Annotated in this window: 17 protein-coding genes; 12 read left to right on the top strand and 5 right to left on the bottom strand. The window is 68.0% G+C overall.

From position 1 onward, the window contains the following. Positions 1 to 37 precede the first annotated feature (37 nt). From MXC99_RS15995 to MXC99_RS15960, 8 genes are all read left to right on the top strand, one after another. Complete coding sequence (locus MXC99_RS15995; RefSeq protein WP_247726410.1) at positions 38 to 568, top strand: shikimate kinase; 531 nt, start codon at positions 38 to 40, stop codon at positions 566 to 568. Then, positions 556 to 1,638, top strand: coding sequence for a 3-dehydroquinate synthase (gene aroB, locus MXC99_RS15990; RefSeq protein ID WP_247726409.1), 1,083 nt, complete (start codon positions 556 to 558; stop codon positions 1,636 to 1,638). The genes MXC99_RS15995 and aroB overlap by 13 nt, the downstream gene beginning before the upstream one ends. A gap of 106 nt (positions 1,639 to 1,744) precedes the next feature. Next, positions 1,745 to 2,869, top strand: coding sequence for a deoxyguanosinetriphosphate triphosphohydrolase (locus MXC99_RS15985; RefSeq protein ID WP_247726408.1), 1,125 nt, complete (start codon positions 1,745 to 1,747; stop codon positions 2,867 to 2,869). Between the two features lie 361 nt (positions 2,870 to 3,230). After that, positions 3,231 to 7,928, top strand: a complete 4,698-nt coding sequence (locus MXC99_RS15980; RefSeq protein WP_247726407.1) for a glutamate synthase-related protein — start codon at positions 3,231 to 3,233, stop codon at positions 7,926 to 7,928. Next, positions 7,929 to 9,392, top strand: coding sequence for a glutamate synthase subunit beta (locus MXC99_RS15975; protein WP_247726406.1), 1,464 nt, complete (start codon positions 7,929 to 7,931; stop codon positions 9,390 to 9,392). A gap of 207 nt (positions 9,393 to 9,599) precedes the next feature. Beyond that, positions 9,600 to 10,562, top strand: a complete 963-nt coding sequence (locus MXC99_RS15970) for an AEC family transporter (RefSeq protein ID WP_247726405.1) — start codon at positions 9,600 to 9,602, stop codon at positions 10,560 to 10,562. Positions 10,563 to 10,639: 77 nt separating this feature from the next. Then, the gene (gene aroQ / locus MXC99_RS15965; protein ID WP_247726404.1) at positions 10,640 to 11,077 is read left to right on the top strand and encodes a type II 3-dehydroquinate dehydratase; all 438 of its coding nucleotides are present in this window, start codon (positions 10,640 to 10,642) and stop codon (positions 11,075 to 11,077) included. A gap of 144 nt (positions 11,078 to 11,221) precedes the next feature. After that, positions 11,222 to 13,162, top strand: a complete 1,941-nt coding sequence (locus MXC99_RS15960; protein WP_247726403.1) for an LTA synthase family protein — start codon at positions 11,222 to 11,224, stop codon at positions 13,160 to 13,162. 61 nt (positions 13,163 to 13,223) lie between these two features. On the opposite strand, the gene ggt is transcribed toward MXC99_RS15960, so the two are convergent. The 4 genes from ggt to MXC99_RS15940 all read right to left on the bottom strand — a co-directional run bounded on the left by ggt (position 13,224) and on the right by MXC99_RS15940 (position 18,250). After that, positions 13,224 to 14,963: a gamma-glutamyltransferase gene (ggt, locus tag MXC99_RS15955; RefSeq protein ID WP_247726402.1), complete on the bottom strand. Its 1,740-nt coding sequence runs from the start codon at positions 14,961 to 14,963 to the stop codon at positions 13,224 to 13,226. A gap of 105 nt (positions 14,964 to 15,068) precedes the next feature. After that, positions 15,069 to 16,274 carry an acetate/propionate family kinase gene (locus tag MXC99_RS15950; RefSeq protein WP_247726401.1) on the bottom strand — a complete coding sequence of 402 codons (1,206 nt, stop codon included), beginning with the start codon at positions 16,272 to 16,274 and terminating at the stop codon, positions 15,069 to 15,071. Beyond that, entirely contained in the window at positions 16,271 to 17,689 is a 1,419-nt protein-coding gene (locus MXC99_RS15945) for a bifunctional enoyl-CoA hydratase/phosphate acetyltransferase (protein WP_432654260.1), read from the bottom strand. Before MXC99_RS15945 ends, MXC99_RS15950 begins: the two co-directional genes overlap by 4 nt. Before the next feature lie 54 nt (positions 17,690 to 17,743). Continuing rightward, positions 17,744 to 18,250 carry an HAD domain-containing protein gene (locus MXC99_RS15940; protein ID WP_247726400.1) on the bottom strand — a complete coding sequence of 169 codons (507 nt, stop codon included), beginning with the start codon at positions 18,248 to 18,250 and terminating at the stop codon, positions 17,744 to 17,746. 181 nt (positions 18,251 to 18,431) lie between these two features. On the opposite strand from MXC99_RS15940, the gene fabI reads away from it, so the two are divergent. Both fabI and MXC99_RS15930 read left to right on the top strand, forming a co-directional pair. Next, entirely contained in the window at positions 18,432 to 19,211 is a 780-nt protein-coding gene (fabI, locus tag MXC99_RS15935) for an enoyl-ACP reductase FabI (RefSeq protein WP_247726399.1), read from the top strand. A gap of 8 nt (positions 19,212 to 19,219) precedes the next feature. Further along, on the top strand, positions 19,220 to 19,816 hold the full coding sequence (locus MXC99_RS15930; RefSeq protein WP_247726398.1) for a hypothetical protein: 597 nt from the start codon (positions 19,220 to 19,222) through the stop codon (positions 19,814 to 19,816). 39 nt (positions 19,817 to 19,855) lie between these two features. On the opposite strand, the gene MXC99_RS15925 is transcribed toward MXC99_RS15930, so the two are convergent. Then, positions 19,856 to 20,305 carry a MaoC family dehydratase gene (locus MXC99_RS15925; RefSeq protein WP_247726397.1) on the bottom strand — a complete coding sequence of 150 codons (450 nt, stop codon included), beginning with the start codon at positions 20,303 to 20,305 and terminating at the stop codon, positions 19,856 to 19,858. A gap of 369 nt (positions 20,306 to 20,674) precedes the next feature. Here MXC99_RS15925 and glmU point away from each other — a divergent pair, with 369 nt between their 5' ends. Then, on the top strand, positions 20,675 to 22,036 hold the full coding sequence (gene glmU / locus MXC99_RS15920) for a bifunctional UDP-N-acetylglucosamine diphosphorylase/glucosamine-1-phosphate N-acetyltransferase GlmU (RefSeq protein ID WP_247726396.1): 1,362 nt from the start codon (positions 20,675 to 20,677) through the stop codon (positions 22,034 to 22,036). 103 nt (positions 22,037 to 22,139) lie between these two features. Beyond that, the gene (gene glmS, locus MXC99_RS15915) at positions 22,140 to 23,978 is read left to right on the top strand and encodes a glutamine--fructose-6-phosphate transaminase (isomerizing) (RefSeq protein WP_247726395.1); all 1,839 of its coding nucleotides are present in this window, start codon (positions 22,140 to 22,142) and stop codon (positions 23,976 to 23,978) included. Positions 23,979 to 24,028 lie beyond the last annotated feature (50 nt).

Raw genomic sequence — 24,028 nt, 5'->3', positions numbered from 1 at the left:
GCCCGCCCTTTTTTTCTCGACTTCCGGCGAATCGCGTGTGAGCTGTCTGATACTGATCGGCATGATGGGCGCCGGCAAGACCACGGTCGGCAAGGAACTGGCGCGGCGGCGTAAGGCGCGCTTCGCCGACTGCGACCACGAGATCGTCGCCCGCACCGGAGTGAGCATCCCGACGATCTTCGAGATCGAGGGCGAAGCCGGTTTCCGCAGGCGCGAGACGCAGATGATCGACGAGCTCACCCGCGAATCCGACATCGTCATCGCCACCGGCGGCGGCGTGGTGACGACCCCGGCCAACCGCGCGCTGATGCGCGAGCGTGGCACCGTCATCTACCTCAACGTGCCGCCGCAGATCCTCTACGAACGCACCCGTCACGACCGTAACCGCCCACTGCTTCAGGTGGATGACCCGCGCCAGCGCATCATCGAGCTGTACCATCAGCGCGACCCCCTGTACCGCGAAGTGGCCGATCTCGTCGTCGACGGCGGGCGCGGCAACCCCGGCACCATGGTGCGGCTGGTCGAAACCGCCCTGCAGACTTTCCACAAGAGCCCATGCAAACCCTGAACGTTGCCCTCGGCGATCGCGCCTACCCGATCCACATCGGCCGCGGCCTGCTCGGCCGTGCCGACCTCGTCCTGGCGCGGCTGAAGACGCCGCGGGTGGCGATCGTCACCAACGACACCGTCGGCCCGCTCTACCTGGGCGGACTGCGCGCCGCGCTGGAGCAGGCGGGCGTGAGCGTGAGCGTGGTGAGCCTGCCCGACGGCGAGGCGTACAAAACCTGGGAAACGCTGAATCGCATCTTCGACATGCTGCTCACCGAGCGCTGCGAACGTTCCACTACGCTGGTCGCGCTCGGCGGCGGGGTGGTCGGCGACATGGGCGGCTTTGCCGCCGCCTGCTACCAGCGCGGGATGCCTTTCATCCAGATTCCGACGACCCTGCTCGCGCAGGTCGACTCCTCGGTCGGCGGCAAGACCGCGATCAACCATCCGCTGGGCAAGAACATGATCGGCGCCTTCTACCAGCCCAGGCTGGTGCTGGCCGACATCGACACCCTGGCGACGCTGCCCGATCGCGAACTGGCTGCCGGTCTCGCCGAAGTGATCAAGTACGGCCTGATCCGCGATCCCGACTTCCTTGCCTGGCTGGAAGCAAACCTCGAACGCCTGCTCGCCCGCGACCCGGACGCGCTGGTGTACGCGATCGAGCGCTCCTGCCGCAACAAGGCCGAAGTGGTGGCGGCCGACGAGACCGAGCAGGGCGAGCGCGCCCTGCTCAACCTCGGCCACACCTTCGGCCACGCCATCGAGACCGGCCTCGGCTACGGCGAATGGCTGCATGGCGAGGCGGTGGCCGCGGGCACGATGATGGCCGCCGAACTGTCGCGCCGCCTCGGCTGGCTCGCCGCGGGCGATGTCGATCGGATCGAGGCGCTGCTGCTGCGCGCGAAGCTGCCGGTGTGGGGACCGAAGCTGGGCGCGGCGCGCTACCTCGCGCTGATGGCACACGACAAGAAGGTCGAGGCCGGGCGCCTGCGCCTCGTGCTGCTGCACGCCCTCGGACGTGCGCGAGTGCATGGCGAGGCGGCGCTGAGCGAGATCGCCGCGGCGATCGAGGCACGCTGCCGCTGAGTCCGGGCCGCTGCGGGAGCACGGTTCCTGCAGCGAAACGCCGCCGGGGAGGCCTCCTGCACAAACGACGGGAACCGTGATCGACTTCGGCCCGGAGGAAAACCGCATGCTTCAGCTCGCACCGTATGCCGTCACCGAGGCCGCTTCCCGCGGCCGCCAACACGATGAGCCGGCTCCGCTCGCGCGCGGCCAGTTCCAGCGCGACCGCGACCGCATCGTCCATTCCACTGCCTTCCGCCGCCTCGAATACAAGACCCAGGTGTTCGTGAACCACGAGGGCGACCTGTTCCGCACCCGCCTTACCCACAGCATCGAGGTCGTCCAGATCACCCGCGGCATCGCCCGCCAGCTCGGCCTCAACGAGGACCTTGCCGAAGCCGTCGCCCTCGCCCACGACCTCGGTCATACCCCGTTCGGCCACGCCGGCCAGGAAGCGTTGAACGCCTGCATGAAGGAGTACGGCGGCTTCGAGCACAACCTGCAGTCGCTGCGCACCGTCGATCTGCTCGAAGACCGCTACGCCGCATTCGACGGCCTGAACCTGATGTTCGAGACCCGCGAAGGCATCCTCAAGCACTGCTCGCACGCCAATGCGGTGCGCCTCGGCGAGCTCGGCGAGCGCTTCCTCGACGGCACCCAGCCTTCGCTCGAAGCCCAGCTCGCCAACCTCGCCGACGAGATCGCCTACAACAACCACGATGTCGATGACGGTCTGCGTTCGGGGCTGATCACGCTCGAGCAGCTCGAGGACGTGAACCTGTTCGCCACTCAGCGCCGCGAAGTCGAGGCGCGCTGGCCGGGTCTGTCGGGGCGCAAGCTGATCAACGAGACGGTGCGCCGGATGATCCAGCTGATGGTGCTCGATCTCATCGCCCAGACCCGTGCCAACCTCGCCGCCAGCGGCGTACGGACCCTCGCCGATGTGCGCGCCGCCGGCCGCCTGGTGGCCTACTCCGATGGTTTGCTGCCGCGCCTGCGCGAACTGAAGACTTTCCTCCACCAGAAGCTGTACCGCCATTACCAGGTGCTGCGCATGACCAACAAGGCGCGGCGCATCGTTACCGAGCTGTTCGATGCCTTCATGGCCGACCCCCACATCCTGCCGCCGCAGTACCAGGCGATGGCACGCGCGGGCACGCCGCGCGCGATCGCCGACTACATCGCCGGGATGACCGACCGCTACGCGATGAAGGAGCACCGCCGGTTGTTCGCGGTGGGTGAGATCCACTGACGCGGCATTGCCGGATGCGACCGGCGGTGCAGGGCGGAAGGAGGGCGCACGCCTGGCGCAAGCTGCGGGACACTGGCGTGCCGCAGTGCAAAAACTCCTTGAACCCTGGAGTGCTCGGGCGTATAGTTTTTTTGTCAACAGCGAGGCTGGTGGCGGTGTCCAAAATGGTGCATGCGGAGCCCCCGCTCCTGCAGTCCTGGTCATCAAACAGTTGTTTTTGCACCAGTCTGGTGCAAATCACAAAGCCGGTGCGCGCGCGCCCGGCTTTTTTGTGCGCGTTCGGTTTATCAGGCCTTCCGGTTTGAAAGGCCTTTGTCGGCCCCCATGCGCGTGATCTTGCGTGTCGTTTGAGGAATAGAAGATGGATCAGCCCCAAAAGCAGGGTCTTTACGACCCCGCCAATGAACACGATGCCTGTGGCGTGGGTTTCATCGCCCACATCAAGGGCGAGAAACGTCATGACATCATCCTGCAGGGCCTCGAAATCCTGAAAAACCTCGATCACCGGGGCGCGGTCGGTGCCGATCCGCTGCAAGGGGACGGTGCGGGCATCCTGATCCAGATCCCGGATCAGTTCTACCGCGAGGAAATGGCGAAGCAGGGCGTCGCCCTGCCGCTGCCCGGCGAGTACGGCGTCGGCATGGTGTTCATGCCCAAGGAGGCCGCGTCCCGCCTCGCCTGCGAGGAAGAGATCGAGCGCGCGGTCGTGGCCGAGGGCCAGGTCGTGCTCGGCTGGCGCGACGTGCCGGTCAACCGCGCGATGCCGATGTCGCCGACGGTGAAGGCCAAGGAGCCGGTGATCCGCCAGATCTTCATCGGCCGCGGCGCCGACGTCATGGTCACCGAGGCGCTCGAGCGCAAGCTCTACGTCGTCCGCCGCCGCTCGGCGAACGCGATTGCCGCGCTGCAGCTCAAGCACGGCAAGGAGTTCTACATGGTGTCGATGTCGGCACGCACGGTGAACTACAAGGGCCTGCTGCTGGCAAACCAGGTCGGCGAGTACTATCCCGACCTCGTCGATGCGCGCGCGGTGTCGGCGCTGGCGCTCGTTCACCAGCGCTTCTCGACCAACACCTTCCCGAAATGGGATCTGGCGCACCCGTTCCGCTACATCGCCCACAACGGCGAGATCAACACCCTGCGCGGCAACTACAACTGGATGCGCGCGCGCGAGAAGGGCGTGCATTCGCCGCTGCTCGGCGACGACCTGCAGAAGATCTGGCCGCTGATCTACCCCGGCCAGTCCGACTCCGCCTCCTTCGACAACGCGCTCGAGCTGCTGGTGATGAGCGGTTATTCGCTCGCCCACGCGATGATGATGATGATCCCGGAGGCCTGGGAATCGCATGCGCAGATGGACGAGAAGCGCCGCGCCTTCTATGAGTACCACGCAGCGATGATGGAGCCGTGGGACGGCCCCGCCGCGGTGGCGTTCACCGACGGCCGCCAGATCGGTGCCACGCTCGATCGCAACGGCCTGCGCCCGGCGCGCTACCTCGTCACCGACGACGATCTCGTCGTCATGGCCTCGGAGTCCGGCGTGCTGCCCATCGCCGACAGCAAGATCGTCAAGAAATGGCGCCTGCAGCCGGGCAAGATGTTCCTGATCGACATGGAGCAGGGGCGCATCATCGGCGACAAGGAGATCAAGGAGTCGCTCGCCAACGCCCGCCCCTACGCCGACTGGCTGCGCCGGATCAACATCAAGCTCGACACCCTGGAAGTGCCCGCCGTGGCCGACACCGCCGCCGCCCGCGGCGAGCGTGTCGCGCCGCTGCTCGACCGCCAGCAGGCCTTCGGCTACACCCAGGAGGACATCAAGTTCATCCTCGAGCCGATGGGCAAGAGCGGCGAGGAAGGCACCGGCTCGATGGGCAACGACTCGCCGCTGGCAGTGCTGTCGAGCAAGAACAAGCCGCTCTTCAACTACTTCCGCCAACTCTTCGCCCAGGTCACCAACCCGCCGATCGACCCGATCCGCGAGCAGATGGTGATGTCGCTGGTGTCCTTCATCGGGCCCAAGCCGAACCTGCTCGAGATCAACGAGATCAACCCGCCGTTCCGCCTCGAGGTCAGCCAGCCGGTGCTCGACTTCGCCGGCATGGCCAAGATCCGCAACATCGCGCGCTACACCCAGAACAAGTTCCGTTCCGCCGAGCTCGACATCTGCTATCCGGCCGAGTGGGGCAAGGAAGGCGTCGAGGCGCGCCTGGCCTCGCTGTGCGCGGACGCCGAGAACGCGGTGCTGGGCGGTTACAACATCCTGATCGTGTCCGACCGCAAGCTGTCGGCCGAACGCATCGCGATTCCCGCCCTGCTGGCGCTCTCCGCGATCCACCAGCACCTGGTGGCGAAGGGTCTGCGCACCCGCGCCGGCCTGGTGGTGGAGACCGGCAGCGCGCGCGAAGTGCACCACTTCGCCGTGCTCGCCGGCTACGGTGCCGAAGCCGTCCACCCCTACCTCGCGCTCGAGACGCTGCAGCACATGGCCGACGATACCGAGACCGCGGCGAGGTACGTCAAGCACTTCGTCAAGGCGATCGGCAAGGGCCTGATGAAGGTCATGTCGAAGATGGGCATCTCGACCTACATGTCCTACACCGGGGCGCAGATCTTCGAAGCCGTTGGTCTCAAGCAGGCGCTGCTCGACAAGTACTTCACCGGCACCACCAGCCAGGTCGAGGGCATCGGCGTGTTCGAGGTCATGGAAGAGGCGATCCGCCTGCACAAGGCCGCCTTCAGCGCCGATCCGGTGCTCCACGACATGCTCGATGCCGGCGGCGAGTACGCCTTCCGCACCCGCGGCGAAGAGCACATGTGGACGCCGGATGCGATCGCCAAGCTCCAGCACGCCACCCGCTCGGGCAGGTCGGATACCTACAAGGAATACGCCCACATCATCAACGACCAGAGCCGCCGGCACATGACCCTGCGCGGCCTGTTCGAGCTCAAGGCGTCGGCGACGCCGGTTGCGCTCGATGAAGTCGAGCCGGCGAAGGAGATCGTCAAGCGCTTCGCCACCGGGGCGATGTCGCTCGGCTCGATCTCGACCGAGGCCCACACCACGCTGGCGGTGGCGATGAACCGCATCGGCGGCAAGTCGAACACCGGCGAGGGCGGCGAGGACCCGATGCGCTTCAAGCCGCTCACCGAGGCGATCAAGCTGTCGCAGGTGATCGGTGAGAACCGCATCGCCCGCGACCTCGAACTGAACGCCGGCGATTCGCTGCGTTCGGCGATCAAGCAGGTGGCTTCGGGCCGTTTCGGCGTCACCGCCGAGTACCTGGCCAACGCCGACCAGATCCAGATCAAGATGGCGCAGGGCGCCAAGCCCGGCGAGGGGGGGCAGCTGCCCGGCCACAAGGTTTCGGAGTACATCGGCTTCCTGCGCCACTCGGTGCCGGGCGTCGGCCTGATCTCGCCGCCGCCGCATCACGACATCTATTCCATCGAAGACCTGGCACAGCTGATCCACGACCTCAAGAACACCAACCCGGTGGCGAGCATCTCGGTCAAGCTGGTGTCCGAGATCGGCATCGGCACGGTGGCGGCCGGCGTGGCCAAGGCCAAGGCCGACCACATCGTCGTCGCCGGCCATGACGGCGGCACCGGGGCGAGCCCCTGGAGCTCGATCAAGCACGCCGGCTCGCCGTGGGAGCTGGGGCTGGCCGAGACCCAGCAGACCCTGGTCCTGAACCGCCTGCGTGGACGCGTGCGCCTGCAGGTCGACGGCCAGATCAAGACCGGCCGCGACGTCGTCATCGGCGCCCTGCTCGGCGCCGACGAGTTCGGCTTCGCCACCGCGCCGCTGGTCGTCGAAGGCTGCATCATGATGCGCAAGTGCCACCTCAACACCTGCCCGGTCGGCGTCGCCACCCAGGACCCGGTGCTGCGTGCGCGCTTCTCCGGCCAGCCCGAGCACGTGGTGAACTACTTCTTCTTCGTCGCCGAGGAAGTGCGCGAACTGATGGCCCAGCTCGGCGTTCGCAAGTTCGACGAGCTGATCGGCCGTGCCGACCTGCTCGACATGAAGAAGGGCATCGCCCACTGGAAGGCGCAGGGGCTCGACTACTCGCGCATCTTCTACCTGCCGCCGGTGCCCGCCGACGTGCCGCGGCTGCACGTCGATACCCAGGACCACGGACTCCAGGGCGCGCTCGACAACCAGCTCATCACGCTCGCCAAACCGGCGCTGGAGAAGGGCGAGAAGGTCAACATCGACCTGCCGGTGCGCAACATCAACCGTACCGTCGGGGCGATGCTGTCCGGCCAGGTGGCGGCCAGGTACGGCCACCCCGGGCTGCCCAGCGACACCATCCACATCCGCCTCAGCGGCACCGCGGGGCAGAGCTTCGGCGCCTTCCTCGCGCGCGGCATCACCCTCGAGCTGGTCGGCGAGGGCAACGACTACGTCGGCAAGGGCCTGTCGGGCGGGCGCATCATCGTGCGCCCGAAGGCCGAGTTCCGCGGTGCAACCGGCGACAACATCATCGTCGGCAACACCGTGCTGTACGGCGCGATCGAGGGCGAGGTGTATTTCGCCGGCGTCGCCGGCGAGCGTTTCGCGGTGCGCAACTCGGGCGCCACGGCGGTGGTGGAAGGCGTGGGCGACCACGGCTGCGAATACATGACCGGCGGCACGGTGGTGGTGCTCGGCCAGACCGGGCGCAACTTCGCCGCCGGCATGTCGGGCGGCGTGGCCTACGTGCTCGACGAGGACGGCAGCTTCGAGCAGCGCTGCAACATGGCGCAGGTGGCCCTGGAGCCGCTGCCCGACGAGATCGCCGCGCGCAAGGGCTCGGAGTCGGGGGACGACCTCGAATCCCACGGCCGCGTCGACATCGACCACCTGACGATGGGCGACGAGCTCATCCTCAAGGGCCTGATCGAGCGCCACGTCCGCTTCGCCGGCAGCGTGCGCGCGCGCGAGATCCTGAACAACTGGGCCACCTGGCGCAAGAAGTTCGTCAAGGTGTTCCCGCACGAGTACCGCCGTGCGCTCGCCGAAATGGCCGAATCGAGGGCCCAGCAGCGCGAAGAAGACAAGGAGGCCGTATAAATGGGCAAGCCCACGGGTTTCATCGAGTATCAGCGCCTGTCCGCGGCCTACGAGCCGATCGACAAGCGTCTGAAGACCTACAAGGAGTTCGTCGCCCGCCTGACCGATGAGCAGGCCTCGATCCAGGGCGCGCGCTGCATGGACTGCGGCATTCCGTTCTGCAACAACGGCTGTCCGGTCAACAACATCATCCCGGACTGGAACGATCTCGTATATCGCGGCCACTGGCGCGAGGCAATCGAGGTGCTGCACTCGACCAACAACTTCCCCGAGTTCACCGGCCGCATCTGCCCGGCGCCGTGCGAGGCCGCGTGTACGCTGAACATCAACACCGATGCGGTGGGGATCAAGTCGATCGAGCACGCGATCATCGACAAGGCCTGGGAAGAAGGCTGGGTGATCCCGCAGCCGCCGGAGACAAAGACCGGCAGGAAGGTCGCCGTGGTCGGCTCCGGCCCCGCCGGTCTGGCGGCGGCCCAGCAGCTCGTGCGCGCCGGTCACGACGTCACCGTGTTCGAGAAGAACGACCGGATCGGCGGCCTGCTGCGCTATGGCATTCCCGACTTCAAGATGGAAAAGGGCTTGATCGACCGCCGTGTCGAACAGATGCAGGCCGAAGGCGTGGTCTTCCACACCGGCGTGCTGGTCGGCGCCCAGAACCTGCCGGCCGGCATCGTCAATGACGCCAGGGAGGTGGTCAGCGCCGAACAGCTGCAGCGGGACTTCGACGCCGTCGTGCTCGCCGGCGGTGCGGAAGTCCCGCGCGACCTGCCGGTGCCGGGCCGCGAACTCGGCGGCGTGCATTTCGCGCTCGAGTTCCTGATCCCGCAAAACAAGCAGGTCGCCGGCGACAAGCCCAATCCGATCTCGGCCAAAGGCAAGCACGTGGTGGTGATCGGTGGCGGCGACACCGGTTCCGACTGCGTCGGCACCTCGAACCGCCACGGCGCGGCCAGCGTGACCCAGTTCGAGCTGATGCCGATGCCGCCCGAGCGCGAGAACAAGGAGCTGACCTGGCCGTACTGGCCGGTCAAGCTGCGCACCTCGTCCTCGCACGAGGAAGGCTGCGAGCGCGACTTCGCCGTCGCCACCAAGGAGTTCATCGGCAAGAACGGCAAGGTCAAGGCGCTCAAGGCCTGCCGTCTGGAGTGGAAGGACGGCAAGATGTCCGAGGTCCCGGGCTCGGAGTTCGAGATCAAGGCCGACCTGGTGCTGTTCGCGATGGGCTTCACCCAGCCGGTGGGCGGCGTGCTCGAAGCCTTCGGCGTCGACAAGGACCCGCGCGGCAACGCCAAGGCGACGACCGATGGCGAGGGTTACTACGCCACCAGCGCACCCAAGGTGTTCGCCGCCGGCGACATGCGCCGCGGACAGTCGCTGGTGGTGTGGGCGATTCGCGAAGGCCGCCAATGCGCGCGTGCGGTCGATGAGTTCCTGATGGGCGAGAGCCTCCTTCCCCGGTGAACGGCTCATCGCCCTACGCGGGGCGAGGGGACGATTGCGGGCCGGCTGGCCCGCAAGGCGAAGGCCGCCAATGCGCGCGTGCGGTCGATGCGTTCCTGATGGGGAAAGTCTCCTTCCCCGGTGAGCGGCGCGCTGAAGCGGGTTACCATAGGCATTCTTCGAGGCGGTCTGCGGACCGCCTTTTCATTGCATGGGGTTCGCACGCGGATGCTGGATATTCTCGCCATCACCACGCCCGTTTTCATCCTGATCGGGGCCGGCTTCGGCGCGGTACGCGCCGGCCTGTTCTCCAGCGCCGACATTCGCGCGATGGGGCGCTTCGTGATCCAGTTCGCCCTGCCGGCAATGCTGTTCAAGACCTTGTCGCAGCGCAGCATCGGCGAGATCATGAACCTGCGTTTCCTCCTCGCCTATCTGCTCGGCTCGCTGCTGGCCTGTGCCGCAGTGGCGCTGTTCGCCCGCTACGCGGCAAGGCGTGCGCCGCTGACGGCGGTCCTCATCGGCATGGGCGGCTCGATGTCGAACAGCCTCTTCCTCGGCCTGCCGATCGCACTGCAGGTGGTCGGGCCGGTGGCGTCGGTGATCGTCGCCCTGGTGGTGATGGTGGAGAACCTGATGATGCTGCCGCTGCTGCTGGCCGCGGCGGAAAGTCTGGGCAAGCCGGGCGCAGGCCTGCTCCCCGCGCTGCTGCGGATCTTCGAGCGACTGCTGAAGAATCCGCTGGTGATCGCGATCAGCGCGGGGTTTCTCGCTTCGCTGCTCGAACTGACGATTCCCGCGCCGGCGGTCAAGGCGATCGACCTGCTGTCGGTGACCTCGGCCGGGGTGGCGCTGTTCGTCGTCGGCGGCAATCTCGCCCGGGCGCCGGTTGGCGGCATGCTCGGCGACGTCGGCCTGATCGTCTTCGCCAAGCTCGTGCTCCATCCTGCAGCGGTGGTGCTGGCGCTGCTGTTCGTGCCCGGGATCGAACCCGCCTACCAGGCGGTGGCGGTGCTGATCGCCTGCGTGCCGATGATGAGCATCTATCCGATCTTCGGCCAGCAGTACGGCCAGGAAAACCTGTGTTCGGCGGCGCTGGTGGTGACCACGGTGGTTTCTTTCGCCAGCATCACGCTGTGGATCTGGGCGCTCGGCAGGGCGGGCCTGCTGGTCGGGGCCGGCCTGGGTTAGGCAACCCGGCCAAGGGGGCATGTTCCGCGCGTGCGCCCGCGGGCCGTTCCATCCTTCATTCACCAGGAGTGATCTTCATGAGCAAGGTTCTCGTCATCAACGGCCCCAACCTCAATCTGCTCGGCACGCGCGAGCCCCACATCTACGGCGCGACAACGCTGGCCGACGTCGAGAACGGCCTGGTTGCGCAGGGCAAGGCGCTCGGCCTCGACGTGTCCTGCTTCCAGAGCAACCACGAAGGGGCCATCGTCGAGCGCATCCACCAGGCCCGCGGCGAAGGGGTTGCGTTCGTGCTGATCAATCCGGGCGCCTACACCCACACCAGCGTGGCGATCCGTGACGCCTTCGCTGGGGTGGCGATCCCCTTCGTCGAACTGCACATCTCCAACGTGCACAAGCGCGAGCCCTTCCGCCACCACTCCTACCTGTCGGACATCGCCGAGGCGGTGATGGCCGGCTTCGGCACGCCGGGCTACGGCCTCGCCCTGCAGTACATCGCCAGCAGGTTGCACTGAACGGGGCGAGCGGGCGGAGCCGCCCCGGCGCGAGGGATGGCAAAACCTTGTCGCAATTTCCGCCACCGGAACGGCGCGGAATCCGCCCCCCGGCGAGGTTACGGAATTATGATGCGGCCTCCCGCCTCCGTCTCCGCCTCCGCGATGCCCGACTTCGAATCCCGCTCCGCCCCGGCTGTCGTTCCCGCCCCCCGGCACCGGCCGGTGGTGCGTGAATGGGGCTGGGCACTGGCGCTGGTCGCGGCCTGGTATGTCGTCGCGCAGTGGGGGATCCACGTTTTCTTCGGCGTCGGACCAGGCTCCGGAGCCTGGGCGCGGGATCTCGCCGCGCATCTGCTGATCGGCGCCGTGATGTTCGCGATGGCGCGCAGCCTGGCGCGCTTTGCGGTGGCGATGGGTGTGCTGTTTTCCGCGATCACTCTCGGCAACGCGATCAAACTCGCCGTGCTCGGCGGGCCGGTGATGCCGGACGACTTCGTCGCGGCAAGAAACCTGTTCCTGCTGCTGGAAGGCTGGCAGCTGTGGGCCAGCGTGGCCATGCTCGTGCTGCCGCCGGCCTTCCTCGCCTGGATGTTCGCCTGGCGCCGGCCGCAGGCGTGGGCCGCGCTCGCCCTGGTGCTCGTCACGCTTTCGGCCTTGGTGGGGCAGCCGGCGTCGGTCAGCGCCTGGCTCGATGCCCGCTTCGGCGATTGGGTGTGGAACCAGCGCGGCAACTACGAGATGCGTGGCCTGCCCCTGCACCTGGTGCAGGAGTCCGCGCGCAATCTCGCCCGCCGTGGCACAGCGCCGGCGGCCAGCGACGTCGACGATGCGCTGGCGCTGCTCGGCAGTGGGCAGCCCGATCCCTTCCTGAAGGCCGCCGCGGGGGCGGCGCCGCGCGCTGGGCGCAACGTCCACATGATCGTGCTCGAATCGTTCTGGGACCCGACGGCGCTGACCGCCGCGAAGCTGTCGGCCGACCCCTTCGACCCGGCCTTCCGCCGCCTGTGGAAGGCCGCCGGCCATGCCCGCGCGCTGTCACCGGTGTTCGGCGGCTACACCGCGAACGCCGAATTCGAGGCCTTGTGCGGCTTCCCGGTGAAGACCGACGCGGTGTTCTTCGAGGGCCGGCTGCGCCGCGACGTGCCCTGTCTGCCGCGCCATCTCGGCGAGGCGGGCTATCGCAGCGTCGCCTCGCATCCGAACGCGGCACCGTTCTGGAACCGCATCAACGCCTACCACCGGGTCGGTTTCGAGCAGTACTGGTCCGCCCGCGACTTCGTCCTCGACGACATGAACGGCGAGTTCCTCGGCGACGCTTCGCTCTACCGCCAGGTGCTCGAGCGCATCGGGCCGCAGCTCGACGGCGCGCAACCGGTGTTCAACTATGTGCTGACCTATTTCGGCCATCTCGACTATCCGCTCAACGAGCGCCGTCCCGAACGCATCACGACCACGGACGACAATCCCCTGGTCCGCGCCTATGCCAATACGGTCCATTACAAATCGCGCGAGCTGATGGCCTTTCTCGGCGAACTACGCCGCCGCGACCCCGATGCGATCGTGGTGCTGTTCGGCGATCACCTGCCGTCGCTGGGCTGGAACCATGGCGGGTATGTCGAGTCCGGCCTGCTCGCGCCCGACCGCGCCGAGTTCGACGATGAAATGTTCCGTACCCTGGTGGCGACCCCGCTGGTGGTGATCGACGGCCGGCGCGGGCCGCTGCGCACCGGTGATCTGCCGATCTACGCGCTGCCTGCGCTGATCCTCGAGCTGCTCGGTGACGGGCGCGACACCATGCTCCGTTTTACCGCCCGCAGCAATGACGTGGTGCGCGTGCGCCCGCTGCCGGGGATGCATTTCGCCGTCGAGGGCCGGCGGCTGACGGTGTGCCGCGGCGGTGAGCGCCTGCCCGGCTGCGAATCGTCCGCGGCCTGGGTCGAGGCGGTGGATGTCCTCGAGCGCGACCTGTTCAGCGGTGCCCAGCATGCGCTACAGGCGCCCGCGCGCCTGCGTGCGCTGCAGACGGTGGAACTGGAGGCCGCCGAGATCGCGCCCGAATCCGCCCTCGAAGCGGGGGGGGGAGATCCCCAGCCCGAAGCCTGAAGGTTTCGCAGCCGGCCTGCTTTTCTGCCCGCCCGCGCACCCCCACGAGGGGTGCCCGAGCCTACGGCCGCTGCACGATCGCGCTGCCGCCGCCGTGGCGCAGGGGCTCGCTGACTGCGGTGACCGTGCCGTCGGCATTGAAGCGGATGCCGTTGGCGGCACCGATTTGCTCGGTTTCGCGCCATGTGTGGCCTTTGGCTTCGAGCGCTCTGGCTTGCGCGCTGCCGGGGAAGTTCAGCAGGGTCTCGACCAGGGTGGTGTCACCGTTGCGCTGGCTCATGCGCGGCGCAGCCACGGCATCGGCCAGGCTCATGCCGAGGTCGATGTGATTGACGAGGGTCTGCAGCACCGTGGTGATGATCGTCGAGCCGCCCGGCGAACCGATCGTGAATGCGGGCGCACCGTCCTTGAGCACGATGGTCGGGCTCATGCTCGAGCGCGGGCGCTTGTAGGCCTCGGCTACGTTGGGATGCGGGCCACGGAAGTCGAAGTCGGTGAGCTCGTTGTTGAGCAGGAAGCCGCGCCCGGGGACGACGATGCCGCTGCCGCCCCAGTCCTCGATGGTGAAAGTGTAGGCGACGACGTTGCCTTCGCGGTCGGACACCGCGAGGTGGGTGGTGTGCATCGACTCCTGCGCGAGCGGGCTCGGCTGCGGGCGTAGCGGCACCGAGCGGTCGTCCTCGAAGGCGTAGGGATCGCCCGCCGCGACCTTGCCCGCCGCGGCGGTGGCGCCGATGCGCTGCGCGCGCTCGCGGGCGTAGGCCTTCGACAGCAGACCGTCCTTGGGCACATCGACGAATTCCTCGTCGGCGAGGTAGGCGTTGCGGTCGGCGAAGGCCAGGCGCGAAGCTTCGAGGTAGAGGTGCTCGATCTCGGCGCGCGGCCGGCCGGCGAGCTCGAAGCTCTCGAGCAGGTTGAGCGCCTGGGCGATCGCGATCCCCCCGCTCGAGGGGGCGGGCATGCCGTAAATCTCGTAGCCGCGGTAGGTCGAGCGGATCGGTTGGCGGATGCGCGCTTCGTAGTCCTTGAGGTCGGCCATGGTCAGGCCGCCGGAGATCACGCTCGTTCCGGGATTGAGCGGCGGGTGATTCACCGCCGCCACCATGCTCGCTGCGATCGGCCCCTCGTAAAAGGCCTTGACCCCGCCGCGCGCGATGTCGCGATAGGTTCGTGCCAGATCCGGGTTGCGGAAGTGCGTGCCCGGCGGAAGCGCCTTGCCGTCCCGCAGGTAGAGCGCGGATGCGCTGGAAAAGCGTGCGAACTTGGCCTCGTTGGCGGTGTTGATGCGGTGGAAATCGGGGCCGACGGTGAAGCCTTCCTCGGCGACCCGGATTGCCGGCGCCAGCACCTGCGCCAGGCCCATCGTGCCGTAGCGCGCCAGCGCCTCGTGCCAGCCGCGCACGGTGCCGGGCACCCCGACCGAGAGGCCGCTGGCCACGGCGGCCTTCCACGCCATCTCGCTGCCGTCGGCGTTCCGGAACATGTCCGGATGAGCGCTTGCCGGGGCCGCCTCGCGGTGGTCGATGGCGATCACGCGCCTGTCCCTGGCGGCATAAATCAGCATGAAGCCGCCCCCGCCGATGCCGCAGCTGAAGGGGTCGGTGACGCCAAGCGTGGCCGCCGCGGCGACTGCGGCATCGACCGCATTGCCGCCGCCGTCGAGGATCTCGATCGCAGCCCGGCTGGCTTCGTCGGAAACGGTGGCGACGGCGCCGCCGCGGCCGGTGGCGAGCGGCTGCTTCGCCAGGGCGCCGAAAGCGGCGATCATGACCGCAACGGCGAGGAGAGTCTGTCTTTTCACGGGGGGCTCCGTCATCCCGGGGAGGATGACGGTAGCACCGGACGGAGGCCGCGCCCAAGGCGGGAATACCCGGCTTGATCGGCGCGGGGGCGTCGCGGCAGGACGTTACAGCCCGAGGGTCTCGGCGGTATACCGCGCGATCATGCGCTCCTCGTCGGTCGGCACCACGGCGACCGCGACCCGGCTGACTGCGGTGTCGAGGCGGCGGGCGTGGCCGGCGGGGGTGGCGTTGGCGGCGGGGTCGATCGCGATGCCGAGCCAGGCCGACCACGCGGCGACTTTCTCGCGCACCGGGGCGGCGTGCTCGCCGATGCCGCCGGTGAACACCAGCGCATCGAGCCCGCCGGCGGCGGCGGCGAGCGAGCCGAGTTCGCGCGCGATGCGGTAGCAGAACAGGTCCACCGCTTCCTTCGCCTCGGGCGCTTCCGAGGCGAGCAGGGTGCGCATGTCCTGGCTGATGCCGGAGACGCCGAGGAGGCCGGACTCCTTGTAGAGCAGCCTGGTGAGGGCTTTCGTGTCGAGCCCCTTCTGCTCCATCAGGTAGAGCATCACGCCGGGGTCGAGGCTGCCGCTGCGGGTGCCCATCATCAGGCCTTCGAGCGCGGTGAAGCCCATCGTCGAGGCGACGCTTTTGCCCTCGCGCAGCGCGCACATCGAGGCGCCGTTGCCGAGGTGGGCGATCACCACCGCACCCTTGGCGCGCTCGCCGATCACCTCCGGCAACTGGCGGGCGACGTAATCGTAGGACAGGCCGTGAAAACCGTAACGCTTGATGCCTTCGGCCGACAGCCGGCGCGGGAGGGCAAAAGCCTGTGCGAGTGCGGGCTGGGTGCGGTGGAAGGCGGTGTCGAAACAGCCGACCTGCGGCACGTCCGGCATCAGCGCCGCCACCGCGCGCACCGCGCGGAGGTTGTGCGGCTGGTGCAGGGGAGCGAGCGGGACGAAGGTGTCGAGCGTGCGCAGCACCGCTTCGTCGAGCCGGGTGGGCGCGCTGAAGTGGTCGCCGCCGTGCACGATGCGGTGGCCGGCGGCGGCGATGTCGAGCGCCGGGTTGTGGCGGACGAGCAGACCGAAGGCGTGTTCGAGCGCGGCGCGATGTTGTTCGCCCTGGCTGCCGGTGGTGGCGACCGTTTCGCGGGCGCGCTCGCCGGCCGCGGTCACGAGCGTGACTTCCGGCGTGGCGCCGATGCCTTCGACCTGGCCGCAGACCGCCGGCGCCGCGGCGACCCGCGTGCCGGCCGTGCCGTCGATCGGATAGAGCGCGAACTTCAGGCTCGACGAGCCGGCATTGAGGACGAGGACGGCTCTCATGCCTTCTGTGCCTCGCGTTTCCGGTGCGCCATCAGCTGCACCACGGCGCAGGAGGCAGTGCGCGTCTCGGCGGTGTCGGCGCGGCTGGTGAGCACGATCGGCACGCGCGCGCCCAGCACCACCCCGGCCATCAGCGCGTTGGCGAGGTATTCGAGCTGCTTGGCGACCATGTTGCCGGATTCGAGATCGGGCACCACCAGGATATCGGCGTTGCCGGCGACCGCCGAGCGGATGCCCTTGGTCTTGGCCGCGACGAGCGACACGGCGTTGTCGAAGGCGAGTGGGCCGTCGAGCAGCCCGCCCCGGATCTGGCCGCGGTCGGCCATCTTGCACAGCGCGGCGGCGTCGATGGTGGAGCGGATCTTGGGCGTCACCGTTTCCACCGCCGACAGGATCGCGACCTTGGGGTCGGGCAGGCCGAGGACGTGGGCGAGGTCGATCGCATTCTGGATGATGTCGACCTTGTCCATCAGGGTCGGCTCGATGATGATTGCGGCGTCGGTGATCATCAGCGGATGGGGGTAGCTCGGCACGTCGGCGAGAAAGACGTGGCTGATGCGACGCCCGGTGCGCAGGTGGCGGATGACCTCGCTCATCATCTCGTCGGTGTGCAGCGAGCCTTTCATCAGCGCTTCGGCGCCGCCGTCGCGGCACAGCGCGACCGCGGCTTCGGCCGAGGCGTGACTGTGCTCGGTGTCGACGATGCGCAGTCCGGTCAGGTCGATGTCGTGTTCTTCGGCGACACCGCGGATGCGCGCTTCGGGGCCGACCAGGATCGGCTCGACCAGCCCGGCGCGGGCGGCCTGCACCGGGCCGAGCAGGGACTCGCGGTCGCACGGGTGGGCGACCGCGATCGGGATCGGCGCCAGCCCGGACGAGATCGACAGCAGGTGGCGGTAGCGCAGCTCGCGGTCGGAGATCGTGACTTCGGGGAGCACGACGCGCGGGCGGCTGACCTTCTCGGTCGGCGCCAGCACTTCGGCGACGCCGTCGATGACTTTCAGCCCGTCCTGGTTCAGCGCCAGGCAGTCGAGCATGATGTGGTGGTTGTGCTCGAATTTTTCGCGGCAGGTGACGGTGATCGTCAGCGTGTCGCCGATCGTGATCGGGCGCCAGAAGTGCAGGCCCTGCGACACGTACACCGTGCCGGGGCCGGGAAACTCGGTGCCGAGAATGGTGGAGATCAGCGTGCTGCCCCACATGCTGTGGCCGACCACCTCGCGGAACTGCCCGGAGCGGGCGTATTCGAGATCGACGTGGGTGGGGTTGACGTCGCCCGACATCGCCGCGAACAGGTGGATGTCCTCGGGGCGCAGGGTGCGCACGAGCTGAGCGAAGTCGCCGACCTGGATCTCGTCGAAGGTGCGGTTCTGGATGAGCGGCGGCGTGGCATGTTCCATTACGGGTCTCTTCATGATGTGCGGTTGCAGCATGCGATTCTAGACGTTGCCGGGGAAGGCGGAGTCACTTCAGGCGCAGCGGATGAAACCTTCCTGCTGCGGCCGGGCCCGGGGACGGGTCCCCTGGCGGAGCGCTTCGAGCATGCACCGCAGTGCAGTTGCGTCTTCCTCGCCGAAGCCGCGCTTGAAATCGGTCAACAGCAGCCGGGAACGCGTCGGCCAGTTGCCGGGCGCATCGTCGATCGCGCACCAGGCGGTGGCCGCTGCATCCAGGTTGCGTTGCGACAGCCACAGCATCGCTTCGCGTTCGCGCAAGCCGTACAGCTCTGCCCCCTGGTGGGCGAACAGCTGTGGCGTGGTGTCGAGCACGCGCGGGCGGATGTCGGGTGAAAAGCGGCCGCTCAGGCGGGAGAGCGAATACAGCATGCGCCAGTCCGAAGAGATGACGATGTGCGCTTCGTCGTGGTCGCGCAGGACGCCTTCGATCAGCGGCAGGCTGCGAAAATCCTCGACTCCGCCCAGGGGGTGGGTGACGCCGTCGAAGTCCATGAAAATGTAGGTTTTCTGTGCCGTCATGATCGGAGTTCAAGGGGCGGGCGGAGGGCCGGGGGAATTTGGATGTTGCAATGCGCAATATACTTGAATCATACTGCATTGTGGATTTCGGTATTCACTTCATATGCGGCGGCGGTTGCCCGACGAGCTTGTGCCCGGGCGTGCCGCATTTTCAGCGCTTGATTCCGCAGGAGAATAATCCGTGCAACCCATTGTTGATCTTCAGGGCAAGGTCGGGCTGATCACCGGCATCGCAAACGAGAAATCCATCTCCACCGGGGTGGCGGAAGCCTGTGCCCAAGCCGGGGCCAAATTGGTGATCACCTACCAGAACGAGCGCACCCGCGCCTTCATCGAGCCGGTGGTCCATCGCCTGGGGGTCGAGGATGTCTACCTGCTCGATGCGACCCGGCCGGATACCCAGCAGGAGGTGTTCGAGCGCATCCGTGCGCGCTTCGGCAAGCTCGATTTCGCCGTGCACAGCATGGCCTTTGCCAAGCGCGACGACCTGCACGGGCGGGTTGTCGATACTTCGGCCGACGGCTTTGCCCTGGCGATGGATGTGTCCACCCATTCCTTCATCCGCCTGGCGCGCATGTGCGAGCCGCTGATGGAACTGGCCGGTGGCGGATCGTTGGTGACGATGACCTATCTGGGCAGTGAAAAGGTCATTCCGAACTACGGCATGATGGGGCTGTGCAAGGCCGCGCTGGAAGCCGCGACGCGCTACCTGGCGGCAGAGCTCGGCCCGCGCAACATCCGCGTCAATGCGGTGTCGCCGGGGCCGCTGATGACGCGCGCGGCCTCGGGTATCGCCGGTTTCGACGGCCTCATGGCGGCGGCGGTGGACCGTGCGCCCATGCACCGGCTGGTCACGCCGGAAGACATCGGTGCGCTGACCGCCTTCCTCGTCTCGGATGCGGGGCGGCTGGTGACGGGGGGCGTGCACTTCCTCGATGCCGGCTACAACATCATGGCTTGAGCACGGCCATGGACGCTTTCGAAGAAGCCGGCCCCGAGGCCCTGGTGCGGGGAATCGTGCTGCCCGATCCGGTTCCCTCCCACCCGCTGCTCGAAGGCAAGGCCGAGATCGGGCGGGGCGAATACAGCATCGTCTTCGACAAGGGAGATGGCGAACGTGTCTACAAGGTGGTGAGTTCACCGGCCGATTATTTCCTGCTGACCGCTGACGACCGTCCGCAGGGACGGCATTTCCCCATCGTTCATGTCGATCACGGGGTCATCGGGCGGGCGCAGTCGGGCTACCTGTTCCACCTGCTCGAGATGGAAAAGCTGTATCCGCTGGCCCCGCAGTCCTCCTCCGCGGCACTGGCCTTGCGCCTGGCGGCGCTGTACTGGGAAGCCTGCCGGCAATGGAGCCGCCTGGGGGCGGACATGGGCCGCATCGCCCTGCACCAGATCGCCACCGGGCCGACCGAATTCCAGGGGTCGATGCATGAGGCCTTGCGTGCGCTGGACGAGTTCGTCGAGGGCTATCAGGTGCTGCCCGACTTGCTGCATGCGGACAACCTGATGATGCGCAAGGACGGCACGCTGGTGTTTTCCGATCCGGTGTTCATCGCCTGACTTGCCCGCCACCCCGCAAGCAGGGCGGCGGGCGAGGGGTCAGTCGTGGGCCGGGACCATCAGCTCGGCCTGGCCTTCGAGCACGACCCTATCGTCCACCGTGCACACGGTGTCGAAACTCGCGCGCCGGCGTTCCGGATTCAGCGCGGTGAGGGTGACGCGTGCGATTACGGTGTCGCCGGGGCGCACCGGCGCCTTGAAGCGCAGCGACTGGGAGAGATAGATGCTGCCGGGGCCGGGCAGGCGGGTGCCGAACACGGTGGACAGGTAGCTTGCCGACAGCATGCCATGGGCGATGCGCCCTTCGAATATCGAGGCCTGGGCCAGGTCCTGGTTGAGGTGCATCGGATTGGTGTCGCCGGACACGCCGGCGAACATCAGGATATCGGCGTCGGTGATGGTGCGCGCCAGCGCCGCTGTCATTCCCACTTCGAGATCCTCGAAGCGGTAACCGTAGAATTCGTGGAAATTCCTGCTCACATCAGTCATGTGGTCCACCTCGCGTCCGGAAAGCTGATCGTGGTGACCGCAGCGGGTTGCCCTTGCGTGCTGCGGACGGGTCCATCGCATTTGCATGGAGTGGATGTGCGGAGAGTGCCTGTCTGCACGGTGATTTAGCAAGCCAGGAGCGCAGGCAGTGCCGTTGCTTGCATTCATCACGAATACGAGGATATGCCATCTGTGGTCTTCCGGCCAGCCTGGATCGCCGTTGCAGGTTCCGGCCGGATGATCCGGGGATGGCGTCGGCGCACTCGCCGGCGCGGGGCCCCGGGAGGGGCAAGTGTGCCCGCGTGCGGGGCGCCTGGGGGCGTGCGTGCTAAACTCCGCGCCACTCCTCGCCACCCCGCTGGAAACCTCATGGAAGTCGTCGTTCTCGCCGCCGGTCAGGGCAAGCGCATGCGCTCGGTCCTGCCCAAGGTCCTCCAGCCGCTCGCCGGCCAGCCGATGCTGGCCCATGTGCTGGCGGCCGCGCGCGCGCTCGAGGCGCGGCGCATCTGCGTGGTGCATGGCCATGGCGGCGAAGCGGTGCGCACGCGGCTGGATGCGCCGGACCTCGCCTGGGCGCGGCAGGAACCGCAGCTGGGCACCGGCCACGCGGTGCAGCAGGCGCTGGCGCACCTCACCGACGGCGAGCCGGCGCTGGTGCTGTACGGCGACGTGCCGCTGATCGGCGTGCCCACGCTGCGCCGGCTGGCGAGCGCGGCCGGCAATGGGCGCCTCGCGCTGCTGACCGTGGCGATGGAGGACCCCACCGGCTACGGCCGCATCCTGCGCGACGCCGCCGGCCGCGTCGTCCGCATCGTCGAGGAGAAGGACGCCCGCGCCGAGGAGCGCACGGTGAAGGAAGTCAACACCGGCATCCTGGTCGCCCCGGTGGCCCGGTTGCGCGACTGGCTCGGGCGCATCGGCAACGACAACGCCCAGGGCGAGTACTACCTGACCGACATCATCGGGCTGGCGGTCGCCGACGGCGTCGAAGTCGCCACCGTGCAGCCGGATACCGTCGCCGAAACCCTCGGCGTCAACAGCAAGGCCCAGCTCGCCGAGCTCGAGCGCGTCTACCAGGCCGGCATCGCCCGCCGCCTGCTCGACGAGGGCGTCACCCTGATCGACCCCGCGCGCCTCGACGTGCGCGGCGCGCTCCGCTGCGGGCGTGACGTCGAGATCGACGTCAATTGCGTGTTCGAAGGCGAGGTCGAACTCGGCGACGGCGTGCACATCGGCGCCCATTGCGTGATCCGCAACGCCCGTCTCGGCGCCGGCACCCGCATCGCCCCGTTCAGCCACCTCGACGGCACCGCGATGGGGCGCGACTGCGTCATCGGCCCCTACGCCCGCACCCGCCCCGGCACCACGCTGGGCGACGACGTCCACCTGGGCAACTTCGTCGAGGTCAAGAACAGCGCGATCGCCGACCACTCGAAGGCCAACCACCTCGCCTACATCGGCGACGCCGACGTCGGCCGCCGGGTCAACATCGGCGCTGGCACCATCACCTGCAACTACGACGGTGCCAACAAGCACCGCACCGTGATCGAGGACGAGGTCTTCATCGGCTCCGACTCCCAGCTCGTCGCCCCGGTGCGCGTCGGCCGCGGCGCCACCCTGGGCGCGGGCACCACGCTGACCAAGGACGCGCCGCCCGATCAGCTCACCGTGTCGCGGGCGAAGCAGATGTCGATCGCGAACTGGAAGAAACCGCTCAAGCAGCCGCGCTGAACCCCGCCGGCATGGCGGCAGGGTGCATCACGGGCGATGATCTTCGCCCGCGCCGCGCCGCGCCAGCCGGCACGATCCGACAACCGAACAAGGAAGCTCCGCCATGTGTGGCATCGTCACCGCCATCGCTCCCGACAACGTCGTCCCCGTGCTCCTCGAGGGCCTGCGCAAGCTCGAATACCGCGGCTACGACTCGGCCGGCCTCGCCGTGCTCGCCGGCACGCTCACCCGCCTGCGTTCGGCCGGGCGCGTCGCCGAACTCGCCGCGCTCGCCGATGCGCACCGGCTTTCCGCTCACGTCGGCATCGCCCACACGCGCTGGGCGACCCACGGCGTGCCCTCCGAGCGCAACGCCCACCCGCACCTCTCGGGCGGACTCGCGGTGGTGCACAACGGCATCATCGAGAACTTCGAGGCGATCAAGACCCGCCTGCAGGGCGAAGGCTACGTGTTCGAGTCCGAGACCGACACCGAGGCCATCGCCCACCTCATCCACTGCAAGCTGCAAGGCGGCACCGATCTGTTCGAGGCGGTGCGCCTGGCCACCGCCGAACTCGTCGGCGCCTACGCCATCGGCGTGATCGCCGAGGCCGCGCCGGAGCGCGCCATCGTCGCCCGCCGCGGCTCGCCGCTGCTCCTCGGCATCGGTGGCGATGGCGCCGTGGACGGCATGTATGCCGCCTCCGACACTGCTGCGCTGCTGCAGGTCACGCGCCGCATCGTCTATCTGGAAGACGGCGATCTCGCCGAGCTGCGCCGTGACGCTTACCGTATCGTGCGTGCCGACGGCAGCCCGGTCGAACGCGCCGAGCACCTGTCGAGCCTGTCGGCCGATGCCGTCGAACTGGGCAAGTACCGCCACTACATGCAGAAGGAAATCTTCGAGCAGCCCCAGGCGCTTGCCAACACCCTCGAGCTGATCGCCGGCGGCGGCGGGATCAGTGCGCAGCACTTCGGCGCGCACGCCGCGGAGGTGTTCGGCGGCGTGCGCCGGGTGCTGGTGCTGGCCTGCGGCACCAGCTACCACGCCGGCCTGGTGGCGCGTTACTGGATCGAGTCGATGGCGCAGATTCCGGTCACGGTCGAGATCGCCAGCGAATACCGCTACCGCGAATCCGTTCCCGATCCCGACACCCTGGTCGTGGTCATCTCGCAGTCGGGCGAGACCGCCGACACCCTCGCCGCGCTCAAGCACGCCAAGGCGCTCGGCATGACGCGCACGCTGGCGATCTGTAACGTCCCCGAATCGGCCATCGTGCGCGAGACCGCGCTGCGCTTCGTCACCCGCGCCGGTCCCGAGATCGGCGTCGCCTCGACCAAGGCGTTCACCACCCAGCTCGCCGCCTTCGCGCTGCTGACGCTGGCGCTCGCCAAGCTCGCCGGCCGCCTCAGCGAAGCCGACGAAGCCCGCCACCTCGGCGCCCTGCGCCACCTGCCGGTGGCGGTGCAGAAGGTACTCGAACTCGAACCCGAAATCGAACAGTGGGCGCAGCGCTTCGCCGCCAAGGAGCACGCGCTGTTCCTCGGCCGTGGCCGCCACTGGCCGATCGCGATGGAAGGTGCGCTCAAGCTCAAGGAAATCTCCTACATCCACGCCGAAGCCTACGCCGCCGGCGAACTCAAGCACGGCCCGCTCGCGCTGGTGGACAGGGACATGCCGGTGATCGCGGTGGCGCCCGCCGACGAGCTGCTGGAAAAGCTCAAGTCCAACCTGCAGGAAGTGCGCGCCCGCGGCGGCGAGCTCTACGTGTTCGCCGACGCCGGCAGCGAGATCGCCGAGTCCGAAGGCGTGCACATCCTCCACATGCCCGAGCACTACGGCATGCTGTCGCCGGTGCTGCACGTGGTCCCGCTGCAGCTGCTGTCCTACCACGCCGCGCTGGTGAAGGGCACGGACGTGGACAAGCCGCGCAATCTGGCGAAGAGTGTCACCGTGGAGTGAGTCCGGAGGGAGGTCCGGTCTTCGCATATGGATCAAGGAAAGGCTGCCAC

It is taken from the genome of Thauera aromatica (genome assembly GCF_023093595.1).
Taxonomy (GTDB): Bacteria; Pseudomonadota; Gammaproteobacteria; order Burkholderiales; family Rhodocyclaceae; genus Thauera; species Thauera aromatica_A.
This window is presented reverse-complemented; position numbering and strand designations above follow the sequence as displayed.